Raw genomic sequence first — 12,901 nt, 5'->3', positions numbered from 1 at the left:
TAAGTACGCTCATGATCAACTGATATACGGACTATGACAGAGACACCAAGCAGAGACACTGTGGACCGTGTAACCCGTCGCCGCTACATCGCCGGTGCCGGGGCGGTCGCGACCGTGGCCGTCGCCGGTTGTTCCGACGATCCCGAGGTCGGAGAGGACGACGGTGCCGGCGACGATGACGGAGCCGGCGACGACGGTACCGGCAACGGGGGCGACGCGGACGAGGGCGATCTGGAGATCGTCCACTGGTGGACCGCCGGCGGCGAGGAGGAGGCGTACAACGCGCTTCTCGACGGCTTCCGCGAGCAACACCCCGACGTCGAGATCGTCGACAACCCGGCTCCCGGCGGTGCCGGCTCGGCGATCGACACGGTGATCCAGAACCGCGTGCTCGACCAGAACCCGCCGAGCACGTTCCAGATCTGGCCCGGTCAGGCGCTGACACCCTATACGGACGAGGGGCTCCTCGAAGACATCGGTGACTCCGTCTGGGACGATGAGATGCGCGAGGCGTACCTCGACGACATCGTCGAGCTCTCACGGCCCGGCGGCGACCTCGTCGCGGTCCCGATCAACATCCACCGGCTGAACAACCTCTTTTACAACGTGGACGTCCTCGAATCGGCCGATGTCGACGCGACGGACATCGACGACCCGCAGGGTCTGATGGACGCGCTTCAGGCGGTCGACGAGAACACCGACGCGGTCCCCATGGCCCACCAGACGCAGGCCCCGTGGTCGACGCTCCAGCTGTTCGAGGCGGTCTTCCTCGGCCAGCAGGGAACCGACGACTACCTCTCACTCGTCGACGGCGACGTCGAGGGTCTCGAAGACGAGGTCCGGGAGGCGTTGGAGCTGCTCGCCGAGTACGCCGACTACTACCCCGAGGACGCCGGTTCGATCTCGTGGGACCAGGGGAACGACCGGCTCATCGAGGGCGAGGCCGCGTTCCTCCACCAGGGCGACTGGGCTGCCGGCCAGTACGAGGGCGCGGACGGCTTCGAGTTCGGTGAGGACTGGGAGATGGTTCCGTTCCCGGGAACCGACGGCGTCTACCACTCCGTCATCGACTCGTTCGTCTTCCCGACGAACAACCCGTCACCCGAGGCGACCGAGCAGTTCCTCAACTACGCGGGTACCGTCGACGCACAGGAGCGGTTCAACCCGATCAAGGGGTCCATTCCCCCGCGCACGGACGTCCCGAACGACGAGTTCGGTCCGTTCCTCACCCGACAGATCGAGGACTTCGATAACTCGAACACGCAGCCGCCGACGATCGCACACGGAACGGCCGTCGCGCCGGCGGTGCAGTCGGAGTTGGAGGAGGCGTTCGCCAACTTCAACGACAACCGCAACGTCGACACCGCCTACGAAGCCATTCGGGACGCGTTCTAACGCGTGATGTTCGACCGAATCCGTCGGTCGCTCGCGCACCGACGGCGCACCGACGACGGCGCGTCCGACGGCCCCGACGAACGGGGCGAAGACGGTCAGTCGGACGGTCTCCGGGCCGACGGCGGGACAGTCACCGAGTCCGACAGCGTCCCGCTCGCGACGCGACTTCGGCGCAGCCAGTTCCTCGAGTCGCTTCCGTTTTGGGGTCCGCCCGGACTGCTGGTATTGCTGTTCGTCTACGGAGCGATCGGCTGGAACTTCGTCATCTCCCTGACTGGCTGGGAGGGACTCGGGCAGCCGGACTACACGGAGCTGTCGGCCGAAGCGTACACGACGCTTCTGACGGACGCCTCCTTTATCGCGGCGTTCCGGAACACCATCGTCCTGCTGCTCGTGTTCACCGTCCTCTCGCTTATCGTCGGACTGGTGCTCGCGATACTCGTCGACCGCAAGATCCGGTTCGAGAACACGTTCCGTACGATCTACCTGTTGCCGATGAGCCTCTCGTTCGTCGTCACCGCGATCTTCTGGTCGTGGATGTACAACCCTCGAATCGGGTTGATAAACGAGAGCATTCGGGGGGTGGTCGGCGTCCTCGACGGGGTCGTCTTCTGGACGACCGTGGAGGCCGGGTTCCTCACGCAGGCGTGGCTCGACGACCCACGATTCAAGCTCGCCGCGATCATCTTCGCGCTGATGTGGCAGTTCTCCGGCTACTGTATGGTCGTGTATCTGGCCGGACTGCGCGCGATCCCGACGTCACAGTACGAAGCGGCACGGATCGATGGCGCGTCGGCCGTCCGGCTGTACCGGCGCGTCATCATCCCACAGCTCCGTGCGTCGACGATGTCGGCGGCGGTGGTGTTGATGGTGTTCGCGCTCAAGGCGTTCGACTTCCTGTTCGTGCTGTTCGGCGTCAACCCCGGCAGCTCGGCGGATATCCTCGCGGTGATGATGTACCGGGTCGCGTTCGACCGGCTCCAGTGGGCGTACGGCTCCGCGGTCGCGATGGTGTTGTTCGCGATGGCACTGTCGGTGATCGGGCCGTACCTCTACTTACAGTACCGGCGGGGTGAGCTATGAGCGACGATTCGTCGGTGCTCGCCGGACTCGACCGCTCCCGGATCGCACTGTACGCCGTGTTGCTCGGGATGGTCGCGTTCTACCTCGCACCCCTCGAATCCGGGCTGATGACGGCGTTCAAGACGACCGACGGGTTCCGAGCGACGACGCCGTTCGCGCCGCCGCCGGCGGGGGAGTTCACCTTCGACGCGTGGCAGGTGGCGTTCGAGCGGCTCTCGACCGGACTCACCAACAGCGCCATGATGGCGATTCCGGCGACGATCCTGTCCGCCTTCTTCGGATCCATCGCCGCTTACGGGCTGACGAACCTGAGCTGGCGCGGCCAGATCGGCGTGCTGGCGTTGTTCGTCGCCGGCGTGTTCATCCCGTATCAGGCCGTTCTCGTGCCGCTCACGCAGTTCTGGTCGTTCGTCGACCTCGGCGCGCGGATCCCGTTCGCGTTCGTCGACGACTACCAAGGGCTCATCAATCTGAGCATCACACACACCGCCTACGGGATCCCGATCTGCACCGTCCTCTTCCGGGCGTACTACGCGACGATCGACGAGGAGATGATCGAGGCGGCGCGGCTCGACGGCGCGTCGGCGATGACGATCTACCGCCGGATCATCCTGCCGCTGTCGGTGCCGATCTTCGCGGTGACGCTCATCTACCAGTTCACGCAGGTGTGGAACGACCTCCTGTTCGCGATCGTGTTGGTGAGCGATCCGTCGAACCGGGTCGTAACGGTCGCGCTGAACCAGCTACAGGGATCGTTCGTTCAACAGTACAACCTCCAGATGGCGGGGGCGTTCATCGCGGCGTTGCCGACGCTGATCGTCTACGTCCTCTTCGGAGAACAGTTCGCGAAAGGCGTCGCAGGTAACACATAATGGCACGACTCGAACTCGACTCGGTGACGAAGCGGTTCGGCGAGGGGGACGGCTCCGTCCTCGCCGTGGACGACGTGAACGTCGACATCGCGGACGGGGAGTTCCTCGTCCTCGTCGGCCCCTCAGGCTGTGGAAAGTCGACGACGCTCCGAATGGTCGCGGGGCTCGAATCGATCACGGACGGCGAGATCCGGCTCGACGACCAGCGGATCAACGATCAGGCACCCGCGGAGCGGGACATCGCGATGGTGTTTCAGTCGTACGCGCTGTACCCGCATATGACCGTCCGAGAGAACATGCGGTTCGGCCTCGAAGAATCGACCGATCTACCGGCCGACGAGCGAAACGCACGCGTCGAGGAGACCGCAGGGATGCTCGACATCACCGAACTCCTCGACCGGAAGCCGGGGGCGCTCTCGGGCGGGCAGCGACAACGCGTCGCGCTCGGGCGCGCTATCGTCCGCGAGCCAAAGGCGTTCCTGATGGACGAACCGCTCAGCAACCTCGACGCCAAACTCCGGTCGCAGATGCGTACGGAGCTCCAACAGCTCCAAGAGGACCTCGACACGACGACCGTCTACGTCACCCACGACCAGACGGAGGCGATGACGATGGGTGACCGGATCGCCATCCTCGATGCCGGCGAACTCCAGCAGGTGGCGACGCCTCTGGAGGCGTATCACCGCCCGGCAAACCGGTTCGTCGGGAGCTTCATCGGGGAGCCGTCGATGAACTTTGTCGACTGCGGCGTCGACGACGGAGCGCTCCTCGGCGAGTTCGAGGTACCGGTGGACGGGCCCGACGAGTCGCGGATCGGTCTCACGGCGGACGACGAGGACGACCGGCAGCTGGAGACGGTCGAGTTCCGCTATCCGCTCGGTGCGGACGTTCGGGACGCGGTCGCCGGGAGCGCCGAGGCCGCACTCGGGATCCGGCCCGAGGACGTCCTCATCGAGCCGGTTACCGCCGACGACGAGAGCGACGCTGCCGCCGCGGGAGCCAGTCCGCTCGGGGACGCCGCGGCCGATCACGTCTTCGGCGGGATCGTGACCGTCGTCGAGCCGATGGGCGACGAGAACGTGGTTCACGTGACGCTCGACGACGGGCCGGAGCTCGTCGCGACGGTTAACGGACTCCGCCGGATCGACTCCGGGACGCGCGTCCGCGTCGGCCTCCCCGCGGACGCGATCCACGTTTTCGACGGCGACACCGGCGAGGCGGTTCACAGCCGCTCGCTCGACGACGCGGAGCTCGACGAGCGCCGAGTGTAGCCGCCGTCGGTCGCCCCCGTTTTTCGTCGATCGCCACACCATCGACGGCCTAGCCGTAGCGCTCGCCGTCGACGATCCCGCGACGCCGCCACGCGCGGCCGGTCGCGTTCCCGAGCACTGCGGCGACCACCACCTCGACGTAGAACGCGACGAAAAACCCGAGTGCGACGACGTTGAGCGCGCCGTACGCGCCGGCGGCGAGCGCGAGCGCTGGCGTCGAGAGGAGGACGGCGACGAGGTAGCCCGCGTCCCGCGTCGCGGGACCCACGAGCGACGTGTCGACCGCGGCACGGAGGGAGCGCTCGCGGGCGACCGCGACGAGCGCGGCGGGAAGCGGATACGCGACCGCGAACGCGAGCATCGTCGTGAGCGTGGTCCCGAGGAGAAACACGGTTCCGTCCGTCGTTCCGGTCGGGTCGACCCGTTCGAGAGGGCCGCCGAACGTCACGACGAGCAGAATCACCGGGACCGCGAGGTAGCCGACGGCCGTCACCACCATCCGGAGCCCGTCGGCCAGGAGGGGGCGGACCGGCCGCCATCCCGGTCGATCGGCGTCACGGACCCGATCGACGTCGGCGGTCGCGGCGAGTACGCGCGCTCCGTAGCCGGCCACGACGACGAACGGGAGCAGCGGGAGCCACACCGCGATCAGATGGAGACCGCCACCGACGAGCACCGCGTCGACTCGCGGTGATCCCGCGAACGGGTACCGGAGTAGTTCCCGGATCACGTCCGGGTCACCTCCGGATCACTCCCGGAGCCGCTCCACTTCACGTTCGAGGCCCTCCCGGACGCGGGCGGCCACGTCGCCGTCGCGGTCGACGGTCTCGGCGTCCTCGGTCTCCAGCAGACGATCGAGCCGGCGCTCGAACTCCGCCTCGTCGATATCGCCGCGCGCATAGCGTTCGCGGAGGGCGTCGAGCGCCGGATCGACGCTCCGAGCGCGATCGTCGTCGCCCGTGTCGTCGTCGGGAACGGGCTTCGCGAGCGTGTGGAGGACGGGGAGAACGACGAACAGTCCGAGGAACCAGACGAGCGGGAGCGTCCACCAGAGCCCGGTGAGAAACGGCGCGAGGGTGCCGGCACCGACGACGAGCAGCCCGAACACCCGTCGCCAGCGGTGTCGCAGGTTCCACGCGACACGTCGGAGGAGACCGGTCATAGTCGACGGGACGGAAGGGAGGCGTGAAAGGGTTTCGTCGTCGCGTTCGGCCGGATCGGGCGTTCATCGTACGCCGTCGGCTCTCACGGGAGGGCAAACTGGATCCGGTCGCCCGGCTCGACGCCGTGGCGCTCGCTCCAGCCCACCGGGACTTCGAGGACGTATTGGCCCTCTCCCTCGTACGTCGTCAGCGGGCGCGACTCGGGTTCGGCCTCGTGTATCCGGGTCACCTCCCCGTCGGGCGCGACGAACAGGATGTCGATCGCGAACGCCATGTTCCGCATCACGTAGCCGTACTCGCCCGGCTCGTCGTGGACGAACAGCATTCCCTCGTCGTCGTCGAGTTCGTCCGTCGCCGAGAGCCCGACGTAGCGTTTGAGCCCGTCGTCGGCGATCCGTGCCTCCACGCTGGCGAGTTCCGCCTCGCTCTCGCCGTCGACCGCCTCGACCGTGGTCGTCTCATAGCCCGTGATCAACAGCGCGGGAGCCGCCGTGAAGACGGCGGCAAGGGCGATTCCGAGGACGACGAGGACGGCGGCGAGGAGTCCGAGGCGGCGTCGGTTCACATGGAGTGCTCGCGGCGAAGAAAGAAATCGTTTTCCGCTCGCGGCGGCTGCGTCCGGGTGAGGGCTCGTGGTCTAGCTGGTTATGACGCGGCCTTTACAAGGCTGAGGTCGGCGGTTCGAACCCGCCCGAGCCCATTTCTGGGACGAACGGAGTGAGTCACAGAAATGTATGTGAAGGTGGTCGAGCCCTGAAAGACGCAGCGTCGAGTGAAACGAGACGATCGTCTTTCTCCGGTTCGAACCCGCCCGAGCCCATTTCTGGGACGAACGGAGTGAGTCACAGAAATGTATGTGAAGGTGGTCGAGCCCTGAAAGACGCAGCGTCGAGTGAAACGAGACGATCGTCTTTCTCCGGTTCGAACCCGCCCGAGCCCATTTCTGGGACGAACGATCGGCAGCCACCGGAACGTCGCTGGAGCCAAGCGATTATGTCGGTCGCCACCCTCGGAGGGGACGTGAGCGATACGAGCGAGGGAGCCGACGCCGATCACGGCGGACGACCGTGTCCGCGCTGCGGGACGGCGATGGATCACCGACACTGTAAGTACGTCTGCCCCGTTCACGGAGTCGTCTACGACTGTAGCGACACCTTCTATTAGATCCGGTGAACCATCGACCCCGTAGCCGGCCGCGGATCCACGGGATGGATCGTGGCCGATCGGGTCGAAATAAAGGTAGTATGTGGGAACTGTTATGTTGGTGGGGACCGTCGTTTCACGTATGATGGGCGACCCGCTCTCGACCCTCTCCGTCGACCTGCTGGGGTCACCATGGTAGAGAAAACGCAGGTTGCCCGGAGCAAGCGGATCCAGCGCCGTACCGGGAAGACGTTCCACGTTGCCACCCGCCTGCTGCCGGAACGGATCCGACATCCGACGTACGTGCTGTACGGGTTCTTCCGCATCGCCGACGAGGTCGTCGACGCGGAGGACACGGCTCCGCCCGAGGAGCAGCGTGCGGAGCTCGACCGGCTTCGAGCGGCCGCACTCGGCGAACGGGAGACGGACGACCCCGTACTCGACGCGTTCGGGTCGGTCCGGGCCGAACACGGCATCGCCGACGAGGACGTTCACGCGTTCGTCGACGCGATGGAGAGCGACATCGACACCGACCGCTACGAGACGTATGCTGACCTTGAGGCGTACATGGACGGCTCCGCCTCCGCGGTCGGCCGGATGATGACCGCGATCATGGGACTCGACGCGGAGACGGAGGCGACCGCGCTGCCGCACGCGACGAAGCTGGGGGAGGCGTTCCAGATGACGAACTTCCTCCGTGACGTCCGCGAGGACGTGGTCGAGCGCGACCGGATCTACCTCCCGCTGGAGACGCTGGAGAGACACGGCGTGAGCGAGGAGCGAATCTTGAACTTGGAGTTCGACGACGACGTCGCCGCCGCGATCCGCGAGGAGCTCGTCCGGACCGAACGGCTCTACGAGGAGGGCGTCGCCGGGATCAAGTACCTCCCCGACGACTGCCAACTGGCCGTGTTGCTGGCGGCGGTGTTGTACGCCGACCACCACCGTCTCATCCGGAATCTGGGGTACGACACCGTCTCGACGACGCCGTCGCTCTCTTTCACCCGAAAGATATCGCTGCTCGTCCGGACCCGCTGGAAGTGGCAGTGGAAGCAGGATCCGGAGGCCGTGTTCTACGAGATGAGCCACGGTTTCGACGCCGACCACGGACGACACGGACACGGACCGCCGGACGCGACCGCGTTCCGGACCGACTGAGACGGTCGACGCTCCCGAAATGAACAGAGCCCGATTCGTCCAGCTGGTCCTCGTCGCGTTCGGGCTCGTGTTCGCCTCCTTCGTCGTCCGCGGGACGACCCGACTCCTCGCGCCCTACGAGCTCGCGGTGACGCTCTCGGCACCGCTACTCTTCGCCGCGGCCGCGCTGCTGGCGGGATTGGTCGTCCTCGCGACGCTCGACGCAACCGGGATCCGTCCGCTGGAGTGAGTCGGAACGCCCTTTTCCGTCCGCCACGCACGATCGGTATGGACGTACGAGCCGTCGCCGACCTCTCGCCCGCGGAGCGGCGCGCCTTCTTCGAGCGCGACGCGGGCGTCGAAGCGGTTCGCGGGGACGTGCGGGGAATAGTCGAACGGGTTCGCAAGGAGGGTGATGTCGCCGTTCGCGAGTTCGCCGAGGAGTTCGACGGGATCGCCGTCGGCAACCTCGAGATCACCGACGAGGCCGCCCGCGCACACGACGAGTTGGCCGACGCCGACGATCCCGTGCTCGACGCGATCCGGGAGGCCGCGGACAACGTCCGCGCGTTCCACGAGCGTCAGCGACCCGAGGACTGGCGCGAGGAGTTCGACGGCCGGGAGCTGGGACGCCGGTTCCGCCCGATCGACCGGGCGGGCGTGTACGTGCCGGGCGGGGCGGCAGCGTATCCTTCCAGCGCGCTGATGGGCGTGATCCCGGCGACGGTGGCGGGCGTCGACCACGTCGCGGTCGCGACTCCGCCCGCCGAGGAGATCTCCCCGGCGACGCTCGCGGCGATCCACGAGGCGGGCGCGGACGCCGTCTATCAGGTCGGCGGCGCACAGGCGATCGCCGCGTTGGCGTACGGCACCGAGACGGTGACGAACGTCCAGAAGGTGGTCGGCCCCGGAAACAAGTGGGTGACCGCGGCCAAGGCCGAGGTGCAGGGCGACGTCGAGATCGACTTCCTCGCGGGGCCGAGCGAGGTGTTGGTGCTCGCCGACGGGACGGCCGACCCCGAGCTCGTCGCCGCGGAGCTGCTCGCGCAGGCGGAACACGACCCGAACGCCTCCGTCGTGGCTGTCACCGCCGACGCGGATCTCGCGGCGGCGGTCGCCGAGGCGGTCGAGGCGGGCGTCGACGAGCGGGCCCGTGCGGAGACGATCCGTGCCGCCCTCGACAACGACGCCTCCGGCGTGTTGTGTGCGCGGTCGATGCCGGAGGCGGTCCTGTTCACCGAGGAGTACGCCGCCGAGCACCTCTCGATCATGGCCGAGGACGACGAGGCGCTGTTGGACCGGATCACGAACGCCGGTTCGGTGTTCCTCGGCGACTTCTCGCCGGTCGCCGCCGGTGACTACGCCGCCGGGACGAACCACGTGTTGCCGACGAACGGCGGGGCGAAACGCTACGGCGGGCTTTCAGTCGACACGTTCCTGCGGTCGTCGACGGTCCAGCGGCTGGACCGGGAGTCGCTCTCGGGCGTCGCCGACGTCGTGACGACGCTCGCGGAGGCGGAGGGGTTGGAGGCCCACGCCGAGAGCGTTCGAAAGCGGTTCGAGTGACGGACCGCGGACCGATCGGGATCGTCGAAACCACCAGTGGTTTCATCGCGGCGTCAGGGTTTTCATCCTGCGGGTGGTACGGCTTTCCATGAGTACGGAATCGGTAGAGACGAGCGGCGATCCCGCTATCGAGGTGACGCCGGACGCCGCCGAGGAGGCGCTGTCGCTACTGGAGGGCGAAGGACTCGACACCGGCGAGGCCGGGCTCCGGCTGTTCGTTCAGCAGGGTGGCTGTGCGGGGCTCTCGTACGGAATGCGATTCGATACGGAACCGGAAGGGGACGACCTCGTGGTCGAACACCACGGGCTGCGGGTGTTCGTCGACCCCGCCAGCCGCAACTACATCGGCGGAAGCAGACTCGAGTACGAGAGCGGGCTTCAGGCGGCCGGGTTCAACGTCGAGAACCCCAACGTCGTCTCCGAGTGCGGCTGCGGCGAGTCGTTCCGCACGTAGAAGTTCTTCCGCTACCGTTCGTTCCCTACCGCTCGCCCCGTTTAAGTCCCTTGACGGGCTAGAGACGAGCATGAGCCTCAACGCGTCGACGACCGCGGACGGCGAGCGAGTGTATATCGATCGGGGACAGGCCGAACGTGGTGCCGAGGGGCCGTTTTACGTCGTCTTCGCCGACGCCGACGCCAGAGACCGATGGGGGTTCGCCTGTGGCGGGTGCGGCTCGCTCGACACCGCGATGGACACGATGGGGCGGATCCAGTGTACCGACTGCGGGAACCTCCGAAAGCCGGACGAGTGGGACGCCGCCCACGAGTGACCGGGTTTATAGGCAATGTAGCCGCCTACATCGACGAGCAACGGCGGGAGATGCCGTTGACGGTCGATCGGTTCCCGAGAATCGTGAGAAAGTTTATCACGGATCGCGGCCAACCTCCGGCTAGATGGCCACTGCGAACATCCCACCGACGACGGAGGCCAGAGACGTCTTCCGAGAGCTCGGATACACCGTCGACGAGAACGGACGCGAGTTCGTTGCCGAACGAAAGTGGCGACGCGTACTCGTCACGACGCTGTGTATGGAGACCGACGATCTCGAGCCCTATCTCACGGACGGCGGCGAGACGCCTCGGCTCCGATGTTTCGTTACGTGGCGTAACAACGCGGGAGAGCTCCGCGATCAGCTGGTCTCGTCGAAACCTCCCTACGACTGGGCGGTGATCGGGATCGACGCCGACGGCGAGGACTTCGCTGTGATGGAAGGCGCGCCCGGTAGCCCGTGAGCGACTGCGTCCGACGGCGATACGCTCCGTTATTCCGTCGTCGGGATCGCCCCGTCGTAGCCCTCGGGGACGTAGGGGCACAGGGGGTCGCTCGCGGTCGGGTCACCGGCGTGTGCGTACGCCCGCGATCGACTCCCACCACAGACACCTCGGAACTCGCACGCGCCACATTTCCCTGAGAGCGCGTCCGTATCCCGGAGCCGCTCGAAGAGGTCGGCGTTCCGGTAGATGTCGACGACGGAGCGATCGCGGACGGTCCCCGCCGACTTCGGGAGGAAGCCCGACGGGTAGACGTCGCCGACGTGGCTCACGAACGCGAACCCGCGCCCGGCGGTGATCCCACCCCGTCGTGTAGCGTCCGCCCGGTCGGACTGGATCCCGACCCGTCTGTAGAACGGAGCCTCGGTCGTCTTGACGCCGAACGGCTCCGCTTCGTCGACCGCGTGGAGCCACTCCATCACCCGCTCGGCACGCTCCGGGGGGATCGGGTCGAGCAGCCGTCCTCGACCCACAGGCACGAGGAAGAACACGGACCAGAGCACCGCGCCGAGGTCGCGGACGCGCTCGCGGATCGCCGGCAGCGACGAGACCGTTTCGGCACACACCGTCGTGTTGATCTGGATCGGGAGCCCCGCGTCGGCCGCGGCCTCGGCGGCCTCGATCGTGTCCGTGAAGCTCTGTTCGCCGCGGAACGCGTCGTGTTCCTCGGCGGTCGCACCGTCGAGACTGAGTGCCATCCGGCGGATTCCGGCGTCGGAAAGCGCCCGGACCCGGTCGGGGGTGAGCGACCGCGTGCCGCTCGGCGTGATCGTCATCCGGTTCCCCTGCTCGGTCCCGTACTCGACCAACTCGACGAGATCGTCGCGGCTCAGCGGGTCGCCACCAGAGAGCACGACCAGCTGGCCGTCACCGAACGCCGCGGCCTCGCGCAGCAGGCGTTTCCCTTCCTCCGTGGTGAGTTCGTCCGGGTGACGCTCGGGACGCGCGTTCGCCCGGCAGTGCCGACAGGCGAGCTCACAGGCCTGCGTGACCTCCCAGATCAGGACGAGCGGGCGGCGGTCGGTGTCGAGGTCGTCGAACATCTCACATAGGGCTGAAACGGGAACCCACTTGAGTGATGGATCGAACGTGTTCGGTGGAACGTCCGTCGGTCGGTTTTGCGTCGGTCTCACCGTGACCGCCTAGTTCCGTTGTGACGGTGTCGGTACGCCGAGAGGACGTGGTAGTCCTTTATATACGTGTGCGTCCAACGATCGAATCCATGGTGTTCAAAAAGATCACGCTGATCGGAACGAGCGACGAGAGCTTCGATGCGGCCGCCGACGACGCGATCGACCGCGCCGAGAACACGCTCGAAAACGTCTACTGGGCGGAGGTAGAGGAGTTCGGCGTGGAGATCAAGGGCGCACCGGAGCGCGAGTATCAGGCGGAAGTCGAGGTCGCGTTCGAACTGGAAGAGTAGTATCGCGGCGGCGGCCGCTTTTTATACGGTGTTACGCCGAGAACTCGTAGAGTTCGTCGCCGACGTGGTGGATCGACTCGACGACTTTGCCGCTGTCGCCGACCATCTGGTCGCCGTCGACCATCGCGCGACCGACGGCCAGTACCTTGCCGTGGGTCTCCTCTGCGATCACGACGAGGTCGCCCTCGCGGATGGCCGAGTCAGCCTCGACGATCCCCGGACGCATCACGTCCGCGCCGTCGGAGACGAACGAGATGGCCCCGGCGTCGACCGTGACGACCCCCGTCTCGGGCTCGTAGTCGTTCGCGCCACGGACCGTGAGGAACGGTTCGTCGTCGTCGACGTAGAAGACGGCCGGGTCGCCGTTGACGAGGACGAGCTCGTAGCTCGCGTCGACGAACTCGACGAACTCGAAGGTGTCCCCGTCGATGTCGACGCCGAGGTGGTCGGCGATGGCCTCGCGGATCGCCGTGATGTCGTCGCTGCGGAGATGGTGGCGGGATTTCACCTGCATGCGGGCCACGTCGACCGGCACGCCGATAAATGGACCGCTCCGGCGTTGGCCCGATCAAAACG

At 66.8% G+C, this 12,901-nt stretch carries 17 protein-coding genes and 1 tRNA gene; 13 read left to right on the top strand and 5 right to left on the bottom strand.

What is annotated here, in order from left to right; all coding sequences use genetic code 11:
* Positions 1-33: 33 nt before the first annotated feature.
* Genes J2751_RS03840 through J2751_RS03825 form a run of 4 tightly spaced genes read left to right on the top strand, consistent with a single transcriptional unit; the run spans position 34 to position 4,621 of the window.
* Positions 34-1,395, top strand: a complete 1,362-nt coding sequence (locus J2751_RS03840) for an ABC transporter substrate-binding protein (RefSeq protein WP_209483332.1) — start codon at positions 34-36, stop codon at positions 1,393-1,395.
* 6 nt (positions 1,396-1,401) lie between these two features.
* On the top strand, positions 1,402-2,478 hold the full coding sequence (locus J2751_RS03835) for a carbohydrate ABC transporter permease (RefSeq protein ID WP_209483330.1): 1,077 nt from the start codon (positions 1,402-1,404) through the stop codon (positions 2,476-2,478).
* Positions 2,475-3,350: a carbohydrate ABC transporter permease gene (locus J2751_RS03830; protein WP_209483328.1), complete on the top strand. Its 876-nt coding sequence runs from the start codon at positions 2,475-2,477 to the stop codon at positions 3,348-3,350. The genes J2751_RS03835 and J2751_RS03830 overlap by 4 nt, the downstream gene beginning before the upstream one ends.
* The gene (locus tag J2751_RS03825) at positions 3,350-4,621 is read left to right on the top strand and encodes an ABC transporter ATP-binding protein (RefSeq protein ID WP_209483326.1); all 1,272 of its coding nucleotides are present in this window, start codon (positions 3,350-3,352) and stop codon (positions 4,619-4,621) included. Before J2751_RS03830 ends, J2751_RS03825 begins: the two co-directional genes overlap by 1 nt.
* A gap of 49 nt (positions 4,622-4,670) precedes the next feature.
* Here J2751_RS03825 and J2751_RS03820 read toward each other — a convergent pair whose 3' ends face one another.
* The 3 genes from J2751_RS03820 to J2751_RS03810 form a co-directional block, all read right to left on the bottom strand.
* Positions 4,671-5,351 carry a DUF4013 domain-containing protein gene (locus J2751_RS03820; RefSeq protein WP_209483323.1) on the bottom strand — a complete coding sequence of 227 codons (681 nt, stop codon included), beginning with the start codon at positions 5,349-5,351 and terminating at the stop codon, positions 4,671-4,673.
* A gap of 18 nt (positions 5,352-5,369) precedes the next feature.
* Positions 5,370-5,783 carry an SHOCT domain-containing protein gene (locus tag J2751_RS03815; RefSeq protein WP_209483322.1) on the bottom strand — a complete coding sequence of 138 codons (414 nt, stop codon included), beginning with the start codon at positions 5,781-5,783 and terminating at the stop codon, positions 5,370-5,372.
* Between the two features lie 83 nt (positions 5,784-5,866).
* Positions 5,867-6,349, bottom strand: a complete 483-nt coding sequence (locus J2751_RS03810; protein ID WP_209483320.1) for a DUF192 domain-containing protein — start codon at positions 6,347-6,349, stop codon at positions 5,867-5,869.
* Between the two features lie 61 nt (positions 6,350-6,410).
* Between J2751_RS03810 and J2751_RS03805 the strand changes: the two genes are divergently transcribed.
* From J2751_RS03805 to J2751_RS03770, 8 genes are all read left to right on the top strand, one after another.
* Positions 6,411-6,484, top strand: a tRNA-Val gene (locus tag J2751_RS03805).
* A 320-nt stretch (positions 6,485-6,804) separates the two neighbouring features.
* Positions 6,805-6,948 carry an HVO_2523 family zinc finger protein gene (locus J2751_RS03800; protein ID WP_209483319.1) on the top strand — a complete coding sequence of 48 codons (144 nt, stop codon included), beginning with the start codon at positions 6,805-6,807 and terminating at the stop codon, positions 6,946-6,948.
* Between the two features lie 171 nt (positions 6,949-7,119).
* On the top strand, positions 7,120-8,085 hold the full coding sequence (locus J2751_RS03795; protein ID WP_209483317.1) for a phytoene/squalene synthase family protein: 966 nt from the start codon (positions 7,120-7,122) through the stop codon (positions 8,083-8,085).
* A gap of 19 nt (positions 8,086-8,104) precedes the next feature.
* On the top strand, positions 8,105-8,314 hold the full coding sequence (locus J2751_RS03790; RefSeq protein ID WP_209483315.1) for a hypothetical protein: 210 nt from the start codon (positions 8,105-8,107) through the stop codon (positions 8,312-8,314).
* A 38-nt stretch (positions 8,315-8,352) separates the two neighbouring features.
* A complete protein-coding gene (gene hisD, locus J2751_RS03785; RefSeq protein ID WP_209483313.1) occupies positions 8,353-9,630 on the top strand; it encodes a histidinol dehydrogenase in 1,278 nt (425 codons plus the stop codon).
* Between the two features lie 88 nt (positions 9,631-9,718).
* Positions 9,719-10,084: a HesB/IscA family protein gene (locus J2751_RS03780; protein ID WP_209483312.1), complete on the top strand. Its 366-nt coding sequence runs from the start codon at positions 9,719-9,721 to the stop codon at positions 10,082-10,084.
* A 70-nt stretch (positions 10,085-10,154) separates the two neighbouring features.
* Complete coding sequence (locus J2751_RS03775) at positions 10,155-10,400, top strand: DUF5816 domain-containing protein (RefSeq protein ID WP_209483310.1); 246 nt, start codon at positions 10,155-10,157, stop codon at positions 10,398-10,400.
* A gap of 124 nt (positions 10,401-10,524) precedes the next feature.
* A complete protein-coding gene (locus tag J2751_RS03770) occupies positions 10,525-10,863 on the top strand; it encodes a DUF7116 family protein (protein WP_209483308.1) in 339 nt (112 codons plus the stop codon).
* 29 nt (positions 10,864-10,892) lie between these two features.
* Here the strand turns inward: J2751_RS03770 and J2751_RS03765 are convergent, their stop codons facing one another.
* Positions 10,893-11,945: a radical SAM protein gene (locus tag J2751_RS03765; protein WP_209483306.1), complete on the bottom strand. Its 1,053-nt coding sequence runs from the start codon at positions 11,943-11,945 to the stop codon at positions 10,893-10,895.
* A 179-nt stretch (positions 11,946-12,124) separates the two neighbouring features.
* Between J2751_RS03765 and J2751_RS03760 the strand changes: the two genes are divergently transcribed.
* Positions 12,125-12,325: a dodecin gene (locus J2751_RS03760; protein ID WP_209483304.1), complete on the top strand. Its 201-nt coding sequence runs from the start codon at positions 12,125-12,127 to the stop codon at positions 12,323-12,325.
* 31 nt (positions 12,326-12,356) lie between these two features.
* Here the strand turns inward: J2751_RS03760 and J2751_RS03755 are convergent, their stop codons facing one another.
* The gene (locus J2751_RS03755; protein WP_209483302.1) at positions 12,357-12,839 is read right to left on the bottom strand and encodes an RNA-binding protein; all 483 of its coding nucleotides are present in this window, start codon (positions 12,837-12,839) and stop codon (positions 12,357-12,359) included.
* Positions 12,840-12,901: the final 62 nt, after the last annotated feature.

This window comes from Halorubrum alkaliphilum, assembly GCF_017873815.1.
Taxonomy (GTDB): domain Archaea; phylum Halobacteriota; class Halobacteria; order Halobacteriales; family Haloferacaceae; genus Halorubrum; species Halorubrum alkaliphilum.
Note: the sequence above shows the minus strand (reverse complement) of the source record. Positions and strands in the feature narration are given on the sequence as shown.